17 protein-coding genes are annotated in these 21087 nt (G+C 38.9%); 8 read left to right on the forward strand and 9 right to left on the reverse strand.

The genetic code is table 11. The features are described 5' to 3' along the window. Nucleotides 1-177 precede the first annotated feature (177 nt). Complete coding sequence (locus NDQ71_RS16575) at nucleotides 178-303, reverse strand: hypothetical protein (RefSeq protein WP_318782673.1); 126 nt, start codon at nucleotides 301-303, stop codon at nucleotides 178-180. Nucleotides 304-701: 398 nt separating this feature from the next. Between NDQ71_RS16575 and NDQ71_RS16580 the strand changes: the two genes are divergently transcribed. Continuing rightward, nucleotides 702-1703, forward strand: coding sequence for a family 43 glycosylhydrolase (locus tag NDQ71_RS16580; RefSeq protein ID WP_192542695.1), 1002 nt, complete (start codon nucleotides 702-704; stop codon nucleotides 1701-1703). Nucleotides 1704-1779: 76 nt separating this feature from the next. Here NDQ71_RS16580 and NDQ71_RS16585 read toward each other — a convergent pair whose 3' ends face one another. Further along, nucleotides 1780-2928: a hypothetical protein gene (locus NDQ71_RS16585; protein ID WP_192542694.1), complete on the reverse strand. Its 1149-nt coding sequence runs from the start codon at nucleotides 2926-2928 to the stop codon at nucleotides 1780-1782. A 156-nt stretch (nucleotides 2929-3084) separates the two neighbouring features. Here NDQ71_RS16585 and NDQ71_RS16590 point away from each other — a divergent pair, with 156 nt between their 5' ends. Continuing rightward, the gene (locus tag NDQ71_RS16590) at nucleotides 3085-3330 is read left to right on the forward strand and encodes a hypothetical protein (protein ID WP_192542693.1); all 246 of its coding nucleotides are present in this window, start codon (nucleotides 3085-3087) and stop codon (nucleotides 3328-3330) included. A gap of 60 nt (nucleotides 3331-3390) precedes the next feature. Here the strand turns inward: NDQ71_RS16590 and NDQ71_RS16595 are convergent, their stop codons facing one another. After that, the gene (locus tag NDQ71_RS16595; protein WP_192542692.1) at nucleotides 3391-5088 is read right to left on the reverse strand and encodes a diguanylate cyclase; all 1698 of its coding nucleotides are present in this window, start codon (nucleotides 5086-5088) and stop codon (nucleotides 3391-3393) included. A gap of 159 nt (nucleotides 5089-5247) precedes the next feature. Between NDQ71_RS16595 and NDQ71_RS16600 the strand changes: the two genes are divergently transcribed. Then, on the forward strand, nucleotides 5248-5583 hold the full coding sequence (locus NDQ71_RS16600; protein ID WP_192542691.1) for a zinc ribbon domain-containing protein YjdM: 336 nt from the start codon (nucleotides 5248-5250) through the stop codon (nucleotides 5581-5583). Between the two features lie 58 nt (nucleotides 5584-5641). Continuing rightward, on the forward strand, nucleotides 5642-8329 hold the full coding sequence (locus NDQ71_RS16605; protein ID WP_301561872.1) for a DEAD/DEAH box helicase: 2688 nt from the start codon (nucleotides 5642-5644) through the stop codon (nucleotides 8327-8329). A gap of 7 nt (nucleotides 8330-8336) precedes the next feature. On the opposite strand, the gene NDQ71_RS16610 is transcribed toward NDQ71_RS16605, so the two are convergent. After that, on the reverse strand, nucleotides 8337-10079 hold the full coding sequence (locus tag NDQ71_RS16610; RefSeq protein WP_192542690.1) for a SulP family inorganic anion transporter: 1743 nt from the start codon (nucleotides 10077-10079) through the stop codon (nucleotides 8337-8339). Between the two features lie 465 nt (nucleotides 10080-10544). Between NDQ71_RS16610 and NDQ71_RS16615 the strand changes: the two genes are divergently transcribed. Further along, the gene (locus tag NDQ71_RS16615; RefSeq protein WP_192542689.1) at nucleotides 10545-12212 is read left to right on the forward strand and encodes a methyl-accepting chemotaxis protein; all 1668 of its coding nucleotides are present in this window, start codon (nucleotides 10545-10547) and stop codon (nucleotides 12210-12212) included. 122 nt (nucleotides 12213-12334) lie between these two features. On the opposite strand, the gene dps (NDQ71_RS16620) is transcribed toward NDQ71_RS16615, so the two are convergent. After that, complete coding sequence (dps, locus tag NDQ71_RS16620; protein ID WP_192542688.1) at nucleotides 12335-12859, reverse strand: DNA starvation/stationary phase protection protein Dps; 525 nt, start codon at nucleotides 12857-12859, stop codon at nucleotides 12335-12337. Nucleotides 12860-13197: 338 nt separating this feature from the next. Between dps (NDQ71_RS16620) and corA the strand changes: the two genes are divergently transcribed. Next, nucleotides 13198-14154 carry a magnesium/cobalt transporter CorA gene (gene corA, locus NDQ71_RS16625; RefSeq protein ID WP_301561873.1) on the forward strand — a complete coding sequence of 319 codons (957 nt, stop codon included), beginning with the start codon at nucleotides 13198-13200 and terminating at the stop codon, nucleotides 14152-14154. Between the two features lie 152 nt (nucleotides 14155-14306). Here the strand turns inward: corA and dps (NDQ71_RS16630) are convergent, their stop codons facing one another. Both dps (NDQ71_RS16630) and NDQ71_RS16635 read right to left on the reverse strand, forming a co-directional pair. Beyond that, a complete protein-coding gene (gene dps, locus NDQ71_RS16630) occupies nucleotides 14307-14819 on the reverse strand; it encodes a DNA starvation/stationary phase protection protein Dps (protein ID WP_192542686.1) in 513 nt (170 codons plus the stop codon). 96 nt (nucleotides 14820-14915) lie between these two features. After that, on the reverse strand, nucleotides 14916-15884 hold the full coding sequence (locus tag NDQ71_RS16635; protein ID WP_086959932.1) for an IS30 family transposase: 969 nt from the start codon (nucleotides 15882-15884) through the stop codon (nucleotides 14916-14918). Between the two features lie 319 nt (nucleotides 15885-16203). Between NDQ71_RS16635 and NDQ71_RS16640 the strand changes: the two genes are divergently transcribed. Then, nucleotides 16204-17571, forward strand: a complete 1368-nt coding sequence (locus NDQ71_RS16640) for an alkaline phosphatase PhoX (RefSeq protein WP_301561874.1) — start codon at nucleotides 16204-16206, stop codon at nucleotides 17569-17571. A 44-nt stretch (nucleotides 17572-17615) separates the two neighbouring features. On the opposite strand, the gene NDQ71_RS16645 is transcribed toward NDQ71_RS16640, so the two are convergent. Both NDQ71_RS16645 and NDQ71_RS16650 read right to left on the reverse strand, forming a co-directional pair. Then, nucleotides 17616-18188, reverse strand: coding sequence for a PepSY-associated TM helix domain-containing protein (locus NDQ71_RS16645; protein ID WP_290210127.1), 573 nt, complete (start codon nucleotides 18186-18188; stop codon nucleotides 17616-17618). Beyond that, complete coding sequence (locus NDQ71_RS16650; protein WP_301561875.1) at nucleotides 18181-18645, reverse strand: DUF4920 domain-containing protein; 465 nt, start codon at nucleotides 18643-18645, stop codon at nucleotides 18181-18183. The genes NDQ71_RS16645 and NDQ71_RS16650 overlap by 8 nt, the downstream gene beginning before the upstream one ends. A 168-nt stretch (nucleotides 18646-18813) precedes the next feature. Here NDQ71_RS16650 and NDQ71_RS16655 point away from each other — a divergent pair, with 168 nt between their 5' ends. After that, nucleotides 18814-21042 carry a TonB-dependent receptor gene (locus tag NDQ71_RS16655; protein ID WP_301561876.1) on the forward strand — a complete coding sequence of 743 codons (2229 nt, stop codon included), beginning with the start codon at nucleotides 18814-18816 and terminating at the stop codon, nucleotides 21040-21042. The last annotated feature ends 45 nt before the right edge of the window (nucleotides 21043-21087 follow it).

Raw genomic sequence — 21087 nt, forward strand, 5'->3', positions numbered from 1 at the left:
CAGTATTCGCTTGCTTGCTAGTCACTTACCCTCAAAATTAGTTTAATTTCACGAAGTTTAGTTATGTGTTGCTCAAAGCTTTTTAGCTAAACAACTACATTACTTATTAAACAACCCCCGCATGTAAATGCGGGGGGATTTTTGTTGTTAATTTAATCTTGTGGCTAAGCGTTTTTTTTAAAAACGCGCCCTTACGCCAAGGCTAACTGAGCGGCCTGGAAGGGGGGCTTCGTCTTTTAAATATGATGAATGCACACGTGCTTCTTGGTCTGTTAGGTTATCGGCTTTTAAATATACTGTCATATCAACCTTCCCTAAATCAATATAGTAGTTGGCAGCAGCTGATACCATTTCATTGATATTCAATGATTAATTTATCTATATTTGGTACGAAACCGGAGGTGATTAAAAAATTATTTTGTGAACAAATGTTAATTATAATTTGGTGCCTAGCATAGCTGAAAGAGTATACTGCCTGATCGCAAATGATTTAATTTGATGGTTTTTTGTTGTATCTGCTGATAGCAACGCTTAGTGATCTTAGTTTGTAGTTAAACCCAAAGAGTTTGCTTTTTTCTCACTTGTCAGTTGATGTTGTAGTTATAATTGCATTCACAGTTTGTTAAAAATAGTGTTATATTTGTGTTTTACACTAAAAGTAATAAAATAATACAAATTAAAATTAACAATCAGGTTGAGTGATGACAATACAAACAAATAGTCCGCTAGTAGAGCAGCGTGCCGACCCATTTGTGCATAAGCACAACGATGGCTTTTATTATTTTACAGGTTCAGTGCCTACGTATGATCGTATCGAGCTGAGAAAATCAAAAACATTAGCTGGTTTAAAAGACGCAGAAACGGTTGATATTTGGTTTAAGCACGAAAGCGGTCCTATGAGTCGTCATATTTGGGCACCGGAAATTCATTACTTAGACGGCAAATGGTATATCTATTTTGCTGCTAGTGAAGAAGGTGATATTTGGGCTCTGCGTCCGTATGTACTTGAGTGCAAAGGTCAAGATCCGCTCAATGATGAGTGGGTTGAGCTTGGTATGATGCAAGCGGCTGAAGGTGATGATAAGTCATTCACTGATTTTTCACTAGATGCGACTATCTTTGAAAATAACGGCAAGCGTTATTTTTGTTGGGCTGAAAAAACCGGTGGGCAATTTGCAGCATCCAACTTGTATTTAGCTGAGATGGAATCACCAATCAAGTTAAAAACAGTGCAGTTTATGCTTACAACCCCTGACTATGATTGGGAACGTGTCGATTTTTGGGTGAACGAAGGCCCGGCGGTATTAAAACACAACGGCAAAATCTTTATTGCATTTTCAGCCAGTGCCACAGGCGCATGTTATTGTATGGGTTATATGGAAGCAGATGAAAACGATGATTTACTTGATCGTAATTCATGGACTAAAACACGTATGCCGGTGCTTGAAACTGATGTTGATAAGAAGATTTTTGGCCCAGGGCATAACTGTTTTACTGTTGCAGAAGACGATGTAACGCCGCTATGTATTTATCATGCACGTGATTATGAAGATGCTATTGGCGAACCAAGTGTAGTGCCAAAAACAGACACTCGTCCGCTTGCAGAAATAATTAAAGATCCCCTTTACGATCCAAATCGTCATGCGCGGGTATTTGCAGTGAAATACGATGAAAACGGCAAACCTGTATTTGAACTCTACTAAAAAATATAAAAAGCCACCGAGTAGGTGGCTTACTAGCGGCTATTAGTTTACTAATAGCCGTTTTTTAATCTCGGTTTTATAGTGCGACTAAACTTTGCTCTAACATAGCTTGGATTTGTTTAACTATTTTTGCTTCTGTTTCTGGCTCAAATTGCGCGATGCGTGGAGTGTGAATATGTCCTGTTGGGATATCTGAATTAAGCTCATCACGCAGACGAATACTGCGATAAGAGATTTCGTTAGACAAATAACCACCGCCACCGCCTTTAACCGCAATCGCACCCTCTAGTTCAGCGAGTGATTTTGGCTCTAATGCTTTTTCTAGCGTGATCACTTTATGGTTATCATTTATTTTAAATGGCCCTTTGGCCTGCTGCATTTGCTTTACTGGTAAGCTAAACTCAACAAATTCATTGCCAGGTAGGGGATGGTCATTTAAACGCGATATTTTAGGGTCTGTGGCCGTTCCACCATAAACAATATTGGCGTTATCTGGCGCTGTAACACTACGACGTTTACCTGGAAAACGCTCCAAATCGAACTCTTTACCACCCATGCTTACGGTGACAATCATGTCGACATTATTTAGTGCGTAATAGGGCGCGAGTAATTGTTCAATAATACCTTGGTCAAAGTCTTCATAACGCACAGGCACCATCACTGTATTTACTTCGGCAGTTATTCCTTTGTAGCTAATAACTTGGCCATCAAGTAATAATGCCGCAACACCTGATGGATTGCTCTGATTGATATTTCTATCAAGTAAAAATGGGTCAAAGCCAGTGAGTAAGATTTTTTTGTCGGTATTTTTTGTATAAGCAAGATCAGTTCTGCCGCGGCTGCCATTTTCTAACATAGTTAAAAGAGCCGTTAGCTCAGCATCTGTGATAGCAAAATCAGGTTTATGGGAGCGAATAACTTTACTTGATTGCAAGCGTGCCCAGTACAGTTCACGGTCGTCGAAATTATTGGTTTTGCTGATGCGTTGTTTAGCATCGAGCCAAAGTAGCTTTGAGTAGTCATGGATCAAGTCCGTTGCATTTTTATAGCTTTTTAGGCTTTTCCAGTTCTGTTCAAATTGGTTGATATCATCTGAAAATGCACTCAAGACTTGAGGGATAGCCGTGTTTGCTTTTTTTATACGCAGCTCTTCTACTGTTAAAGAGGCACTAATTGTTGAAAAAGACATTAAAAGTAAACTTGAGCTTAAAACTAATTTGATCATGTGAGTCCTAAAATTATCTGCTAATGAGTCGACCTATGCTTACTATCCTACTGATCTAATATAAGTGCAAATTAAAACGATAGTTAGCGAACCTCTAGAGGCGATGCTAGCAAACTGTTATTCTACCCACATTAGAATAGTAATAGAGTAAGTAGCATGATTAATGATAATGATGTAATAAATACCCTTGAAGAACTTGAAGCATTTTTAATTTTAGTCGAAGGCGGTGGTCTTGGTCTTAAAAATGTAGCTGGTTTAGCACTAGCGACGAATAACAGTAATGGCCGACCATTTGTGGCGGTGCTTGATGATAACCATAAATTATTAATGGGTCGTTGGGTAACCCAAGAGGTGTTTGAAAATGGTAAAGAATTGGTTCGCAATGGAATAAAAAAGCATTAATTACTAACCTTGAATCAAATATTAAAAGAGCAATGTAACCTTTAAAGGGCCGCTGCTCTTTTATGATAAAGTGGCTACACAGTTTCGCCCTTGATTTTTTGCGTTATAAAGCGCCTGATCTGCTAATGCGATTGCTTCTAAAATATTATCATCTTCACAAAAAAGTGGATGAACCCCAAGGCTTACAGTAAAACGAATCTCTTCATTTTTTTGAGTTTTTAAAATCGTTTTTTCTGCTTCACTACGAATACGTTGAGCAATATTTTTTGCCGCCTCTAGGTTACAGTTCACGAGCAGTAAAAACTCTTCACCGCCGTACCTACAAGCAATATCATTTGGTCTTTGTTGCTTGGTAATAATTTTTGCAAATTCAATTATGACTTGGTCACCAATGTGATGGCCATAGGTATCATTTATGGCTTTGAAATAATCTAGATCAGCAATTATTACAGATAATTCAGCATTGGCAATTTGGCTCTTGGTGATTAACTGTGAGCTGGCTTTTTCAAAGTAACGCCTGTTGTACAGCTTCGTAAGCGGGTCGGTATCGGCGAGCTTTTTTAATTCTACTTGTGCAGATTTTATGCTTTCTAATGCTTTTATTCGGTAAGATAAAATAAATGCCATCATTAATGCTTCAAGTAAAATACCTATTCCGACACCATGGCTATTTATTTGATTTGATTCAGTTAAACCTTTGTAATACAGCACAGCTAGCATATTGAAAAGGATAAACATCGAGTGACCTAAAAAGAAGTATTTTGCCAAAGGATCGCGTTTTCGCCACAAAGATATTAATACTCCTAAAGTGATAGTCATCATTAATGCAGCTAAACTGCTAGCAGGTTTTAGCGCACTGACTAAGTCAAATAAACTATAAATAAACTCTGCGGCTAATATCGTTAGGATTATTGATAAAGCGATATGCTCTTTTGGATGACGCTTTTTTGTTTCGAAGATGAGCATCATAAAGATGATTAAAAAGCTGGGCATACTATACAAAGTAGAGTTGAATTGAAGTATTTCAGCACTAAAGATACCAAAAAAGTTTGCAGCTAAGCCATAAGAAAGTGCTACCCAAATTGTGCCTGAAATTAGATATAGGGCGTAGACGATATTTTCAACTTTTCTAGCTGATAAATATAAGAAAAAGTTATAAATCATCAATGCGAGCATCATCCCCACAAGTAATGCAGTATAGTTACTGCTACTGACTAAGGCCCGCTTAGAATGTTCTTCATCGTATAATTCCAATGAGTACCATTGATGAGAAAAAGTGACACTTTTAGAGTAGATTGTTTTCTTTTCACCAGCCGCGAGCATGAATGAGAAGATAGCGCTGCCGCCAAATATATCCGCTTTATGGCCTGACTTATCAAGCTCAATATTGGTTTGGTTTAATAGTTTACCTTGTTTTGTTTCATAAAAATCAATACGTTGTAGGTGGTATGCATCTGAATTGTGTAAAAATAAACGCAATGTTTGTGTAGAATCATTTGTAATTATGATTTTTGACCAAGCTGTTTTAGCATTTGGCCCTAAAGTTATTTCATTTTTACTAGGGATAAATGGTTGTTTTTGAATTTGCTCAAAAGTCATTTCTTGGCTTGTATCAATGAAATAACTCATTTGAAACTGGGTTAAGTTAACTGGTGGGGCTTTTATATTTACGCTTGTATGAGAATCAGGCTGCGCTTGCAGATTTATCGCTAGTGATAATAAAAAAAATATAAGTACAAATGGAACTCGATTTTTCATGTATAAAATCCCTATTACGATTAAGGGTATTTTAACTTAAATAGCTTATTTGTCGAGTAACAATCGCTCATCTAATAAATTATTTTACCTTTTAGGTAATTAGACAAACTAATAACTAACAATTACTATAACTGCACCTTTATTAACTTAAGCTAAAGTATGTCTTTACCCATCTGCCCCAGATGCCAATCTGAATTTGTATATAAAGATTTAAATCTTTTAATTTGCCCTGAATGCTCGCATGAATGGGACCCTTCTGCTGATCTTGATGAAGATACTGTTGTAGTGAAAGATGCTAATGGCACCTTATTGGCCGAAGGCGATAAAATCACTGTTATCAAAGATTTAAAAATTAAAGGCAGTTCGCAAGTTATAAAAATCGGCACCAAAGCCGTGATCCGCTGGATCAAAGACACAAAAGACCACCAACTTGATTGTAAAGTTGATGGTGTCGGCGAAATGATGGTAACGGCAAAGTTTGTGAAAAAGGCCTAACTTTTAAAGCCCTTGGCACAACTTAACGATAGCGCATAAATCGAAATGGAATTTAAATGTGAGTAAGCAAAACGTACTTAGTTATTACCGCGATTGCTACAAAGAAGATAGTGCTGACTTAAACCTATGGGATTTGAGTAAATTAAAAAAACAAGACTGCCACGTACTTGAAGGAAGGGATGACTTAGGCTCGGACTTTTTACCCCGATTACCAATATCACAACAATTTGCAGAGCCAATGATGAAGCGCGTTGAGGTTTATCAACGAGAGCGTGTTTTATTATATGTACGGTTTATTTTGGTCGGTAAACTTGAGATAAAAGGCGAGATTAAACAAGTTGTTTCACCGATTTTATTTAATGAAGCAGTAATAGAAAAAGACAATGACGATGACTATTATTTTTCGGTTATCGATTCTCAACCTGAAATTAATGAATCGCTCACTCAACTGTTAATGCCAGAAGGTGAATTGCTTGATGACACCGCAGATATTCAGTCCCCCTATTTTTGGACCTCAATACTAAAACAAAGCCCCATTGAATTAAATTTATTAACGCTTTTAAACTACCCAGAACTCGCCAATTTTGAGGAAATTAAAACCGCCTTAAAAAGTAGCACTGTAACCTTGTTACCGGCATCAATATTGGTGTTTGTAGAGCGCTCAGCTAGTAGTCGGGGTGTACTGCACGAGCTTGAAGAGATCACCGACTCAGCGACGCTTTCACCACCAATTAACGCGTTAGTTGCAGGTTATGAGATGTCCATAAGTACTAAAGAGTTAAAGTATGACTACTTACCAGGCTTATTATCAGCCCCGCAAAAGAAAGTTATTTCGATAGCTGCTAATGCACATTTAGGCTGTGTATCAGGGCCGCCGGGGACAGGGAAAAGCTACACCATTGCCGCAGTTGCTGCTGAGCACATGGCCCGTGGTGAGTCGGTACTGATTGTCGCAAATAATGATCCGGCACTTGATGTGATTGCAGATAAATTGAATGAAAACTTTGCGTTAAGTGATGTATCCATTCGGGCTGGGCAAAAAGCGTTCTTAAAAAAATTAAAAGACTACATTGCTGATTTATTGTCTGGGTATTTAGCGGACGAGCAGGAAAAAGCCCCAGCTATTTTTGAATCAGAACTAAAAGAACACAATGCGCTACTCGATGACTTAGAGCAACGTTTTAATAAGTTTTGTCGCAAAGCAATAATACGAGGTCAACGGCTTAAAAAGCTTGAAGATAAAGATATGCGATGGTTAAGCAATTTATACATCAAGTGGGCGCAGCGCAGTATTAAACAGCTCGCAAGACAGTGGTCTGCTTTAGATAAAATTAACGATCAACAAACAAGCAGAGAATTGTTGGCGAGTCGCTATTTAACCGCGTTAAAGAATAATAATTTGCGGACATTAGTTAACACTCAACGTAAATCGTTACAGGCATTTAATCAGGCTATTCGTAGTCGTACCTCTAAAAGGCAGTTTGAGTTATTTGATAATATAGAATACTCATCATTGCTAGCGGCATTTCCGGTGTGGTTAGTGAGTTTAAATTCGTTATATCGAGTATTGCCCTTAAAGCCGCAAATGTTTGATTTAGTTATTATCGATGAAGCAACGCAGTGCAATATTAGCAGTTGTTTACCAGCCCTTTATCGTGCCAAACGAGCGTTGGTGGTTGGAGATACTAAACAACTACGGCATTACTCCTTTTTAGCCAAATCTAAAGAGACTCAGCTTCGTGCTAAAAATCACTTATCGCTCTCAAGTGAAGGGGTCGTTAGTTATCGTGATAACTCAATTTTAGATTTGACATTAAATGCGCTCAACAGCGATCAGCAATTAGCCTTTTTAGATGAACATTTTAGAAGTAAACCTGAGTTAATCCATTTTAGTAACGCGCATTTTTATCAAGCAAAGTTAAAAGTAATGCAACATCGCCCGTGTACAAGCAGTGGTCATTTATTTATCCACCGCGTTAATGGTGAAAGGGATAAAAATGGTGTTAATCAGCTTGAAGCAAGTGCCATAATAGCGTGTATTAAGCAGCAAATGAGTGATGATCGAGATAGCGGGATGTATCACAGTATTGGTGTTGTTTCGCCATTTCGAAGCCAAGCAGACTTTATCGCTAAGCAAATAGGCGCTAACTTTAGTGAAGCTGAAATAATTAGGCACAAACTGAGAGCCGCCACCCCTTTTGGGTTTCAGGGGGAGGAACGCGATATAATGTTGATCTCTTTTGCGGTGGATAACGATGCTAAACGTGCGGCAGTCTATTTAAATAAAGCAGATGTTTTTAATGTGACTATAACGCGGGCAAGACAAGCACAGCATTTATTTTTATCTATTGATGAAACACAGTTACCTGAACAGTATTTATTAAGACGTTATTTAGGCTCGATAACTGAGTTTTCAGCCGTTCATACGCGTTTATCTGATATTGATGATTTTCAACGTGATGTAATCCAAGAGCTGACGAAGCTAAAGATTGAGACATGGTCTGGTTATGCTGTTGCGGGCACTGAGGTTGATATTTTATGTCGATATAATGGTCAGTATTTAGCTATAGATTTGATTGGTTACCCTGGACCTTGGGCTGACTTTTTTGAACTCGATACTTATAAACTATTTAGTCGTGCAAAAATTGAAATGTTACCCATAAGCTATGGCTTATGGGTTGTTGATAAAGATACCTGCATTCAAGCAATTGTTAGTCGGTTGCAGAAAAGGGCTAACACGGCTTAATATTTATTTAGGCTTGGTGTGTGCTGGTATCCTTAACTTCGTCAGTTTCGAATATGCTTACTTCTGCACTTGACTGGTTGACGCTGTTTTTCTGTAAAGCAATATACAGATCTGAATGGATATAAATACCTTCTCTGCCGGATGTCATACCGGCAACTTCAAACCATGACAGCAGTTGTCGTTTTCTGCCTGCTATTTCTAATCTAATGTTACGCTTTTTGAAGATCACGTCTAAATCGGCGAGCATCGCCATCACGCTTAAATCTAAATGAGTGAAGCAGGGCACAGCATCAATAATAACGCATTGGGTATCGTCTTTTTGCCGTGCATATTGTTCTAGTAATCGCCGCTTAAAGTAACCGGCATTAAAGTAAGTTAACGGGGAATTAAAACGATAGATAAACACTCCTTGCACTGCTTTTGCTTTATCAGTGGCATCAAGGCTTCTTACGACCCCGTTAATATCAACACCTAATATATTGTCTGTTGGGCGCATTACAGTGCGAATAAATTGAAATAAACCCAATAATACCGCGAGCGTAATGCCTGGTATTACGCCAATAAATAACACGGCAAACAAGGTTGCTAATGCAAGATAAAAGGCGTGTTTATCTTTACGTTTTAATTGCCATACGGCTTTTAAGTCTAATAAGTGAACTGACGCAATTATTAGCACAACCCCTAATGCGGCACTGGGGATAAACTCAAGCGGCGCTGTTAAAAACAAAGCAATGATAGCGATGATCCCCGCCGCAATGATTGATACTAATTGTGTTTTACCACCGGCAGCATCGTTAACTGCTGTGCGCGAATCAGCGCCGCTGACGGCAAAACCTTGCGATAAAGCAGAGGCAAAGTTTGCAATGCCTAAGGCTCTGAATTCTTTATCAGCATCGATATCATAACCATTTTTAGCGGCAAAGCTGCGTGCTGTAAGCATCATACTGACAAAACTTACGATTGCTAAGTTAAGTGCCGGTACGACAAGCTCACGAATAACACCAATATCATAAATAGGCGTATTAAACACTGGGAGGCCACCGGTTACAGTGCCAATAGTGTTGATATCAAACTGCTTTAAATTAAAAAGCCACACAAGTACGGCGCCAAATGCGATAGCAAACATGGATGCCGGCCAAGTCGGTTTAAGCCGTTTCATGGCAAAGTAAACAGCAACTGTAAACAACGCCATCAATAAGGTTGGGATATGGGTTTGTGCTAAATAGGTGGGTACGCCACCTAATCGTTCGAGCAAATATTTATCATCGAAGGTAAAGCCAAATACTTTAGAAAACTGACCGACAATAATAGTAATGGCAACCCCGTTCAATAGGCCCATTAAGATTGGTTTAGATAAGAAGTCGGCCAGTACCCCTAATTTAAATTTGCTGGCAATTAAGCACCAAAAGCCAGTCATGGCGGTCATAGTGACAACCAATTGCCAATGCTTAACAGTGTCGCCAGCGGCAAGAGGCGTGACTACAGCGGCAATAACGGCGCAGGTTGCTGCATCAGGCCCAACAATGAGTTGTTTCGAGCTACCAAACAGGGCATAAAGTATCATTGGTAATATGCATGAATACAAGCCAACGGCGGCATTTACGCCGGTCAGTTGTGCGTAGGCGATCGCAACTGGCAAAGCAACAGCGGCAACAGATAGCGCGGCTCTTACATCATCCGCAAACCACTTTCGTTCGTAGTGAAATAACGTGTTCAGACCCGGCATAAAATCATACAAACGCGACAGCACACTCGTTTCCTTGTTAATAGTAAGCACATCTGGATAGTAAATTTAATATACTAACAAGTATAGCTCCCAGGCTGAGGATTTTTTAATAAATAGCAGATACTTAGGCTTATAACTGCTTTTGGTTCAGTGTTAAGTATGATGAAAAAGTTTAAAGGTGAGCGATATTAGATGGTTGCTGTTACCACAAGCCAATTTCATACTAGATGGTGATTAAGGTAAAACCCGTTCAATATTCATTTATAGTTGTTGTTTGTATGATTATTGTGCGATTCTGTTTTTGTTGGCTGCCAATTTTTGCGTTTACTATGCTAGCGCAAACTTATTATGGCAACTTAGCAACTACTATACGTTTGTCTTATACCCAGAATCTATTTATGTGTGAATATGGCTTTTGATTTCAAATAAATACTTAATTGTAATTGGCAGTATAATTACAGTTTTTTACATTGTTACATGCGAGGAAAAATGGGTAATTTAAGTCTGAAAAACAAGCTGTTGCTATTAGCTATTTTGCCGCTCACGCTGCTGTTAATTAGTTTAATGGCCAGCTCATATTATTTAGAGTATCAAAATCAACAGCAAAATTTTGTATCGTTTAAAACAAAATTAATTGCTGACAAAGAAAGTTTATTAGCAACTGAGGTTGAGATAGGCCGCCAAATAATTAATTACGAACTAGCCAAAGGGACGAAACAAGATGCAAAAAATGCCTTGCGTGATCTCACTTTCGGTCAAGATGGTTACTTTTTTATCTATGATACAAAAGGCGTTAGTATTTTCCATGCACTGTTGGGGGATGCAATTGAAGGGCAAAATAAAATAGCCATGACTGATCCCAATGGGAAAAAAATAGTCGTTGGGTTACTTGAGCAAGCAAGGCAAGGTGGTGGTGCTTTTTATTATGATTTTCAAAAGCCTAATACAACGGGTTTAGTTGAGAAAATGGGTTATGCCGCGATGGTTCCGGGTACAGATTGGATGCTCGGAACGGGTGCTTACATGGATGATATTGAAGCTGAGCTAACCAAGTATCAAGCAACAATCCAAGCACACATGAATGAAAAAGTAACGACCCTGTTATTAATTGCATTATTTTGGGTGGTGTTGACGGTGTTTTTTGCCTTAATTGCAGCAAACAATATGGTAAAACCAATTCAAAATATGGTGCAAAACTTGGATGATATTGCAAAAGGTGAAGGTGATTTGACTAAGCGCTTAGAGGTGCATAGTAACGATGAAATTGGTCAATTGGGTAATTCATTTAATGTGTTTGTTAGTAAACTACATAGCATTATCGCCAATGTGGCAGATGTAACCCGTGATGTAAAAGATTCATCAAATGATATCAATACACAAACACAGTTAATTGAAAATCAGTTAGTAAACCATAATCATGAAACTGAGCTGGTAGCAACGGCGATCACCGAAATGTCAGCAACATCTCAGGAGGTCGCGCAAAATACCACGCAAGTAGCGGTATCCACCCAGTCAGCCACGCAAGATGTTGCCAATGCTCAACAATGTGTAGATGTTTCTTTAGAAGAAGTTTCAAATTTAATGAGTGAGATCAATCAAGCTGCTGAACAGGTTAACTCATTAAGTGAACAATCTAAAAAAATTAACAGTGTATTAAGTGTGATCGGTGGCATTGCTGAGCAAACTAACTTACTGGCCCTTAATGCCGCTATTGAAGCTGCAAGGGCAGGCGAGCAAGGTCGTGGCTTCGCGGTGGTTGCAGATGAAGTGAGAAGTTTAGCCAGTCGTACACAAGAGAGTACGTTAGAGATTAATGAAATGCTTAATGAGTTACATACGCTAGTCACGGCTGCGGTAAAGGCAATGTTAGCAAGCCAGCAAAGCTGTAATCGCTCAGTTGAGTCATCTCGGGCTATTTCAGAAAGTTTAGGAGCGGTTACCAGCTCGGTTACCACTATTAACGATATGAGCACGCAAATAGCCACAGCTGCCACAGAGCAAAGTAGTGTAACTGAGGAAATTAATCGTAACGTTTTTGCGATTCAAGAAATAGTTAATGAGCTTACTCGTTCCATTAAAACAACCTCATCAGTTAGTCATCACTTAGCCGGTCGAGGGGAGAGCTTAGGCGCTTTGGTAGGTCAGTTTAAGATCTAATATAAACCAAAAGTGGCGGTATTGTTGTTGATCAGTCATAAATAAAGATCAGGCTTTAAATAGCCTGATCTTTGACTTTAAATATAAATCAGTCAGCTTAAACTGCACAGAAAATCGCGAGATTAACTGCTGAGTTTACCCGTTGACGATTCTAAGTGTGCACGCACAAACCATTGAAACTGTTCTAAATCGGCAAGTTGGCTAATGAGCATATCCTCAGACACCGGATCGAGCTCTGATAGCTTGCCAATCGCACTTCGGTGATCGCCATTAATCCCATTGTATACTTTATCAAGCGCAACTAAGTGATCTTTTACCAAGCCCTTACCAAGTGAGTAATCGTGCCACGAACGACGATCAACTATCGATTTTGGAGTACCAACGGGAACTCCGCCCAACGTAGCGATTCGCTCAGCGATGGTGTCGGTCATTGCTCTGATCACCTCAACCTGAGGGTCGAGCATTTCATGCACGCCAATAAAATTAGCGCCAACCACATTCCAATGAATATGTTTTAGAGTCAATTGTAAATCGAGCAGTGCGACCATGCGGTTATCAAGTGTGGCAATGGTATTTTTTGCAGATTCTTCATTCATACCAGGGGCAGTAAATTCGGCGATTTTATTTGCTTCGTTATTGTTACTCATTATTCCTCCTGCTTTTATAAGGAATGTTCACAGCGTCTAATAAAGTCTATGAACATGCGTTAGTTTATATAAAGCAATGGCTGTGCCGATAAAAATTATTTTTTAAGTTGCTGATATTTAAATGTTTATGTGTTTTTTTAAAGTGGGTGATGAACGCTTGCTTTGAAATGCCCTGAAAAATATGCACTTTTTTGTAAAATCTGCAAAACAAAAGCTGCTGTTACGTGTTAACTAATTGCTTACTCTTGATAATAACTGTGATGCAGGAGTGTATTGTCATTGTTGATTAATCATCAGTTACATATACTCAACTCATCTTGTTATTAAAGGAGCAGTGCATGTTGAGATTTTTTTCTATCGAGCAGGGTGTGATCAAAGAGTTAGAGCCTTCATCCGATACCTCCCTTGAAGCATCAATCAGAAATGCACACTGGATTGACACAATCAATCCAACGGAAGATGAGCGAAACACGCTTGCAAAAACGCTCAATATAACTTTTCCTGAGTCAGGGGATGTGCAAGAGATTGAAGCTTCATCGCGATGCTTTATTGACAATGAAGGCTTGCATGTACATGCATTATTTATGTCGCCAAATGAAGGGCGGTTTAATACCGTCACTGTGGCTTGTTTACTTAAAGATAATTGTTTACTGACTATTCGTGATGATGAGCTCGCTGACTTTCGATTATTACGTTTAAGAGCCCGAAAAGGTCAGGTCATGTGTGATACGGCAAAACAATTACTGGTAACATTATTTGATCAAAAAGTCGAAAACCATGCGGACATGTTAGAAGATATGCATCATCAGTTAGAGAAACTCAGTGCTTATGTTCTTGAAGAAGATGGCTCTGATTTAGAGGAAGCCATCAGTCGTATCGCACGATTAGAAGATGCCAATGGTAAAGTGCGTTTATGCTTAATGGATACTCGGCGCAATATTTCATTCTTGATACGTCAGTTAGGTGTACAAGGTGAGGATCGCGAATCTTTAAGAGAGATTGTACTTGATATAGATACTCTAATGTCACACTGTACCTTTTTATTTGATAAGGTTAATTTCCTCATGGATTCCACTCAAGGTTTTATTAATATTGAGCAAAACCAAATAATTAAAACTTTCTCGATTGCCTCCGTGGTATTTTTACCGCTAACTGTGGTGGCCAGTGTTTACGGTATGAATTTTAATCACATGCCTGAACTTGAGTGGGCGTGGGGGTATCCGTTTGCGATTGGGGTGATGTTGCTCTCTGGTTTTGCACCTTATTTATTTTTTAAACACAAGGGGTGGTTGTAGTATTTAGCTTATGTGGCTTTTGTTTTGTTTGTGATTACTCACTCGCTTAAAATGGTACTAAAAGCTTTACTGCTTTATTTATTTTTGGCTACAAAAATTAAAAGCCCAAACAACTAAGTTATTTGGGCTTTTGCTGATCTGGTTACGATTTATTAACTTTGTAATTCACCAGTTGATGATTCAATGTGAGCACGTACAAACCACTGGAATTGCTCAAGATCAGCAAGTTGCGCGATGATCATATCTTCTGAGACAGGGTCAAGCTCTGATAGTTTTTCAAGAGCTTTACGGTGATCGCCATTTACGCCATTGTATACTTTATCAAGAGCAACGAGGTGATCTTTCACTAACCCTTTACCAATAGAATAATCTTCCCAAGAGCGGCGATCAACAATCGACTTAGGTGTGCCTACAGGAACACCACCTAATGTGGCAATACGCTCAGCGATAGTGTCGGTCATTTCTTGTACTGCGGCCACTTGCGGGTCGAGCATTTCGTGTACACCAATAAAGCTAGGGCCGACTACATTCCAGTGAATGTGTTTTAAGGTAAGTTGTAAATCAATTAGCGCTACCATGCGGTTATCGAGTTGGGCAATTGTCTGCTCAGCAGATTCACTATTCATGCCTGGGGCGGTAAATTCAGCGACTTTACTATTACTCATACTTCCTCCTAAATTAAAAACTAAGTGCTTAGAGATAAATATCGCTAAGCGAGCATACCTTTATAGAGCCTTGAATTCAAGTATTAAGTGCAATCATTATGCAGCCACCAGAACTTCTGATTGCCCCGTAAATAATTCATGAGGGGTTTTATACCCTCTTGTTTTTCTTGGCCGATGGTTGAGCTTATCAACTGCCGCCTGTATCTCTGCTTCACTTAGCGCCATAAAGTCAGTTCCCTTGGGGAAGAAGCGTCTAAGTAAGCCGTTGGTATTCTCATTTATGCCCCGCTCCCATGATGAATAGGGATGAGCGAAATACACATCAGCTTCTAATTTTTGTGCAACATGCTCATGGTGAGCAAACTCTTTTCCATTATCTAACGTCACGGTAATAACCTTACCTTTATATGGTGTCATACACGTGATCAGCGCATCGGCTGTTATTTTCGCATGCTTGCTTTCAATTCTGTGAACGACTGTATATAACGTTTTACGTTCAACCATTGTGACAAGCGCATTTTTACGCCCTTTACCTATCACTGTATCGCCCTCCCAATCACCAATCCTAGACTTTGAATCCACAATACTTGGGCGTTCATCAATGCTGACTCGATTAACTATCTGTCCACGTTTATCATAGCTTCCATAGCGTTTTTTATACTTTTTACATGCACGAGTGAGTGTCTTATGTAGCTTGCCACCACGAGCCTTGTCTCTGTAAATATATTGATAAATTGTTTCATGATGTAAAACGACCTGTTTCTCTAAAGCTAAGCGGCCTGCCACTTGCTCAGGGGAAAGTCCGTCATGCAACAATTTATTAATCCAGTGAGTGACGTCCTCTGTTAACTTACTTGCTTTGAAAGATGACTTACGTCTTTGTTCAGCAAAGTTATTGGCTTGGTTAGGCCGATAGCCTTTAAGTCCTTTATTGCGTTTTAGCTCTCTAGAAATAGATGACGGTGAACGAGTTAGTTCTTCAGCTATCTGCTTTTGGTTATTTCCTGCTTTTATTAACGCGTAAATCTGGTATCTTTCTTCTTGTGTCAGCTGTTTATATTTCATTAAAGCAATTTCCTTTGGCGAGAAAATGGCCGAATTATAACAGCTGGCCATCTAATCTGAGAAATTGCACTTATTATCCGAATTTAGGAGCAATGGCCATGCCGTAATTCGATTGTTTAAATACCTATTTAAATCAGTCTGTTATTTTTTACTGGTGGTTGCTAGCTGGTTGTTAATATGAAAAAGCTGCATGGCTTTGTAAATAATTCACGCTCTAGATTATGACATTTCTATGAATTTGTATGTTGGCCCCATTTTTGTTGCTGATTTTAATTTATGATGTTGGCAAATTTTATCAGTACTTATACATAGAGCAAACATGATTAACAGAAGGCAGTTTTTATTTAGTGCAGGCACACTTGCGTTTGTAGGGTTATCTCGTAGTGCATTTGGTAAAGTCCCCGTCACTGATTTAGGCAGTAATTTACCTGCATATGGGCCGTTGATTGCAGATAGTAATAAGCTTTTAGATTTACCTGCTGGGTTTAGTTACAAGGTGATCTCTGAGCTTGGTGAGAAAATGGATGACGGTCAATTTGTACCCAATAACGCTGATGGCATGGGATGTTTTAAGCTAGATGATGATAGGGTTGCCTTGGTTAGAAATCATGAGCTAAAACCGACTGATTTAGCTAAAGCAGATGCTGCTGCGCAAACGCATAAAACATCGCTGGCTTATGATTCGAATGAACAAGGCGTCGCTTTACCGGGTGGCACAAGCCATATTATTTATAATCTTAAAACGAGTAAAAAAGAGCAAGAGTACTTATCTCTCATTGGCACTATTCGAAATTGTTCTGGTGGTATTACGCCATGGGGTACTTGGCTTACATGCGAAGAAACAACATTAACTAAAGCCGATGGTTTTGGCCAAGATCACGGTTATATTTTTGAAATCCCTGCAAATGCTAAAGGCTTAGTGAAACCTGAACCATTAAAAGCGATGGGACGCTTTAACCATGAAGCTGCCGCGATAGATCCCAAAACAGGTATTGTTTACCTGACTGAAGATAAAGGCGACAGCTTATTTTATCGCTTCATTCCTAATGAGTACGGTAAATTACACAAAGGCGGCCAACTACAGGCAATGGTGATAAAAACTACGCCACAATTTGATACCCGAAATTGGGCTGGCGCTAATATGGCATTGCACCAGAACATGGATGTTGAGTGGATTGATTTAGATAATCCTGAAAGTCCGAAAGATGATTTACGTATACGTGGATACCAGCAAGGAGCGGCATTATTTGCCCGCGGTGAGGGCATTCATTGGGGCGATAATGAACTGTATTTTTGTTGTACCAATGGCGGTAAAAAGCAACTTGGCCAAGTCATGAAGTATGTGCCATCGCAATTTGAAGGAACGAGTAAAGAACAAACAGCTCCAGGGCAAATTCAACTGTTTGTACAAAGCACCGATGGTTCACTTTATAACTTTGGAGATAACTTAACAGTGGCGCCAAACGGTCATTTAATCATCTGTGAAGATCAATACACTGATGTGGTCGATAATCATTTACGTGGCGTTACGCCTAAAGGTGAAGTGTATAACTTTGCAAAATTACAAGCGCAAACAGAATTAGCAGGAGCGTGTTTTTCGCCGGATGGTAACACTTTGTTTGTCAATGTATTTACGCCAACAAAAACACTCGCAATTACCGGCCCATGGGATAGCTTTAAACTTTAATGGTTGTAAAGTGAAGGTTATACCTTCACTTTATTTTGCTGCTTTTACATAAAGATATAAACTGCGGGTAGGGCAATACCACTGATCACCCACAGTGATTTTATCCCCCAAGGGCTGTGTTTACCTTTAATCATAAACAGACCACTCAAAGCCAAAAAAATCAGTAAAGCCGCAAAGGCATCTGAAAATATAACCCAAGATGCCTTTGTCTCGTTCAAGTGCAGACGGTTGAATGCTTGAAATACATGACGAGGAGCTATTTTTTCATAAATTAATTGTTGATCTTTTAGGTTTAATAACAGGTTATTGCCATTTTTAAAAAACAGCTTAAATTGCGTTGGTGATGCCCAGTAAGATGTTTTAACTTTTTCATCAATTTTGCTTATTGCAAGTACTTGATTAGCAAGTTCTGTATCGTTATCAAGTGACCAGTTTTGCGCGGATATAGATGTTATAACTTGCTCAACACGGTAATTAGGATTCCAGTCATCTTTGTGATTAACCGCAATCCCCGATATCGCAAAAATGATCACTAAACCCATACAAAAATAGCCGATATCACGATGCAAACTTCGGTTTAATTTATACCAGTTTATTTTTCTGCTTGTTTTACTCAAGGATTTCTACACCTGTAGGCACAAGTTGATAAATTGCCATTGGCTTTGTTACTGAGTTTTCATCAAACTCATTACCCGCTTGCTGTGCTCTATGTGCTAACAACGCTTTAGTACGGCTCAAGTTGAGCTGGATTTTATTTAGTTTTCCGCTAGCAATGGCTTTACTACCTTTAGCAGTCATAGGAAATACCATATCCCCATCATTAACCTTTATTTGCAGGTTTTCAAAACGTTTGTCAGAGGCAATGGTCATCCAGCAGCCACGTTTAGCGCATACGCCTACAACTGTACCTGCAATAGTGATTGGTTGATCTAAATAGTTATCTGGTGCGGTCATTATAGTCGAAATTTTTAGCAGATTAGTATTATCGACGGGTTCGCCAAATTGTGCTGCTTTGGCAGTTGATAGCCCGACTGTTGTAATAATTAAAATTAAGAGTTTGCAAAAATTCATCATAGATCCCTTTATATTCAGTGAAATTTAGTCAATTTTATAAGGCGTTACGGATTAATAATCCTTTTTTTAATATAACCATAAGTAATTAGTTATTGCAATTTCAATGGGTGGGTTCTAAAATCGCCACGCAAAACTAAATGACAATGATTTTTATTAAGGAGTGATAATATGAAATTTACATATGTTTTTCTATGTGTTGGAGCGGCACTTGCTAACTTTTCTACGCTTGCTACAACAGCTGATACTTATGATGATGAACAAGCCATAGAGCAAATAGAGGTGTTAGGCCACAAAATCACCGCGCTTAATCAAGATGTTGCAAGCTCTGTATCGGTACTCTCTACCGAGCAAATAGATAGGCAACAAGCAGCTGATTTAAATCAAATTCTTAAAACGCTTCCCGGTGTTGAGTTATCAGGAAGTGTTACCCCTTTATCTGGGCAGCCTGCTATTCGCGGTTTATATGGCGAGCGTATTTACATCTCAGTTGATGATGTAAAACGAAAAATTGATTCTGATGGCAGCCAAAATATAGCGCAAATTAACTCATTAGGTATAAACCCTGATCAATTAAAACAAATCCAAGTGCTACGAGGTGCTGATTCACTTACCGTTGGCTCTGGCGCCATCGGTGGCAGCATTCGTTTAGTAACTAAAGACGCAAGCGATTACTTAGGGGGTGAACAAGGCCTTGGTTCGCGATTTTCAGTAACACATCAATCCGTTTCAGACGCGAATGACTTTAATGCTGATCTGTTTTATTTAAATGATGTGAGCGATACTGTTTTATCACTCGGGCAAGTTGAGTATGATGATATTGATGTTGTTGCTAAGGAAGGCGCTACTGAAGACGAACAAATTCAAAAAGTTAGTAAAATCCTAAATAAATCAAAACGACAAAATGCCACCCTAAAAAATACCTGGTACTTTAACCCGCATCATAGCCTTAAAACTAAGCTGGATTACAGTAAAACGGAATCGGTTGATCAACCTTATGGTCAACGACTTGATTTAGCCATTGCATACCCCACATTGGCTGAAGATTACAAAAATGATTATCTCGAAGCTATGCTTAAATATATCTATCAAGGAGAAAGCGATTACGTTGATTTAGATGTACAAGCTTTCTATTCTAAAAAAACTTACGATAAGATCACCAAAGGCTATATTGAGCAAGGCACCAATAAAATAAATTACGATAGTAACAGTGAAGGGCAAAGTACCCGTAAAGGTATTCGATTTGCCAACTTATCGACCTTTGATGGAGTTATCAAACATAAGCTCGCCGTAGAACTGCAATATGATGTGGAAAGTTTCAATCAAACTCAGTGGCAAGATCAGCAACAATCTACTTACTACGGCAATAGCGATGCACAAAACTGGTCATTATCTTTGATTGATCAAAGTCATTTTTTTGATGAGCGCTTGTTAATTACCGCGGGTGTAAGGTTTGATGCGTATGAACGTGAAAGTGACCACTTTAAACAGTTTAATAGCAATGATGATAATGAATTATCGAGCGAACTAGGCCTTACTTTTAAAGTAACTGACTATCTTAATTTATATCTAAAAAGCGCTGAAGCATTCAGAGCGCCCTCGCTGCAAGAGCTTTATAAGCAAGATGAGTGGCGCTGTCATATTGGTGGCAAGATTTGTTACAGCGAACCACAGCCTGACCTTAAACCAGAAGACTCAGATAACCTTGAAATGGGCTTTGGTTTGAGTTGGCAAAACCTGTCTTTTGCAGATAATTTAAGCTTTAAAGCAATTTACTTTGATAACGAAATCAATAATTACATCGATAACGTGCCATTTATGTATTATCTTGATGCCGATGGCGAAAAACAACTTGGTTCGCCTGGGCCACAACCCGCCAATGGTATACCTGTTGCGACTCACCGTGATTATAGCGCTAAAAATATTGGTAAATTATTAAGTCATGGTATTGAAGTTGAAGCGCAATATACCTTCCAATCACTCGATATGTATTTAGGGTATGCAACGATTAATATGGATGTTGAAGGCATGCCTAACTTCTTCTTAGGAACCATCGACTACACACAACAGCCCTATGCAGAAGCGCCTGCTGATAAAATAACTTGGAATACGAACTACCAGTTTACAGAGCAGTTTAATTTAGGCTTACAAATGCTGCATTACCGTGAGCAAAAACGTTTAAGTGATACCTACTTAGAATACGGTTACGGCACCGATACATACACGGTTTATAATCTTAATGCCAAATATCAAGCTACTGGCAGTTTAGACGGTTTCATTGTGAGGTTAGGAGTCGACAACTTAACGGATAAACGCTATCTAAGAGCGCCAGCAACTGAAGCAACTGACCCTGCAGAACTTGGCCGCAACTATAAAGTATCGTTAAGTTATCAATTTTAAATTTTATTATGATTGAATAAATATAACAGGCCCAAATTATGGGCC

Origin of the sequence: Pseudoalteromonas sp. KG3 (assembly GCF_030436385.1) — a bacterium.
In the GTDB taxonomy this organism is placed as follows: Bacteria; Pseudomonadota; Gammaproteobacteria; order Enterobacterales; family Alteromonadaceae; genus Pseudoalteromonas; species Pseudoalteromonas prydzensis.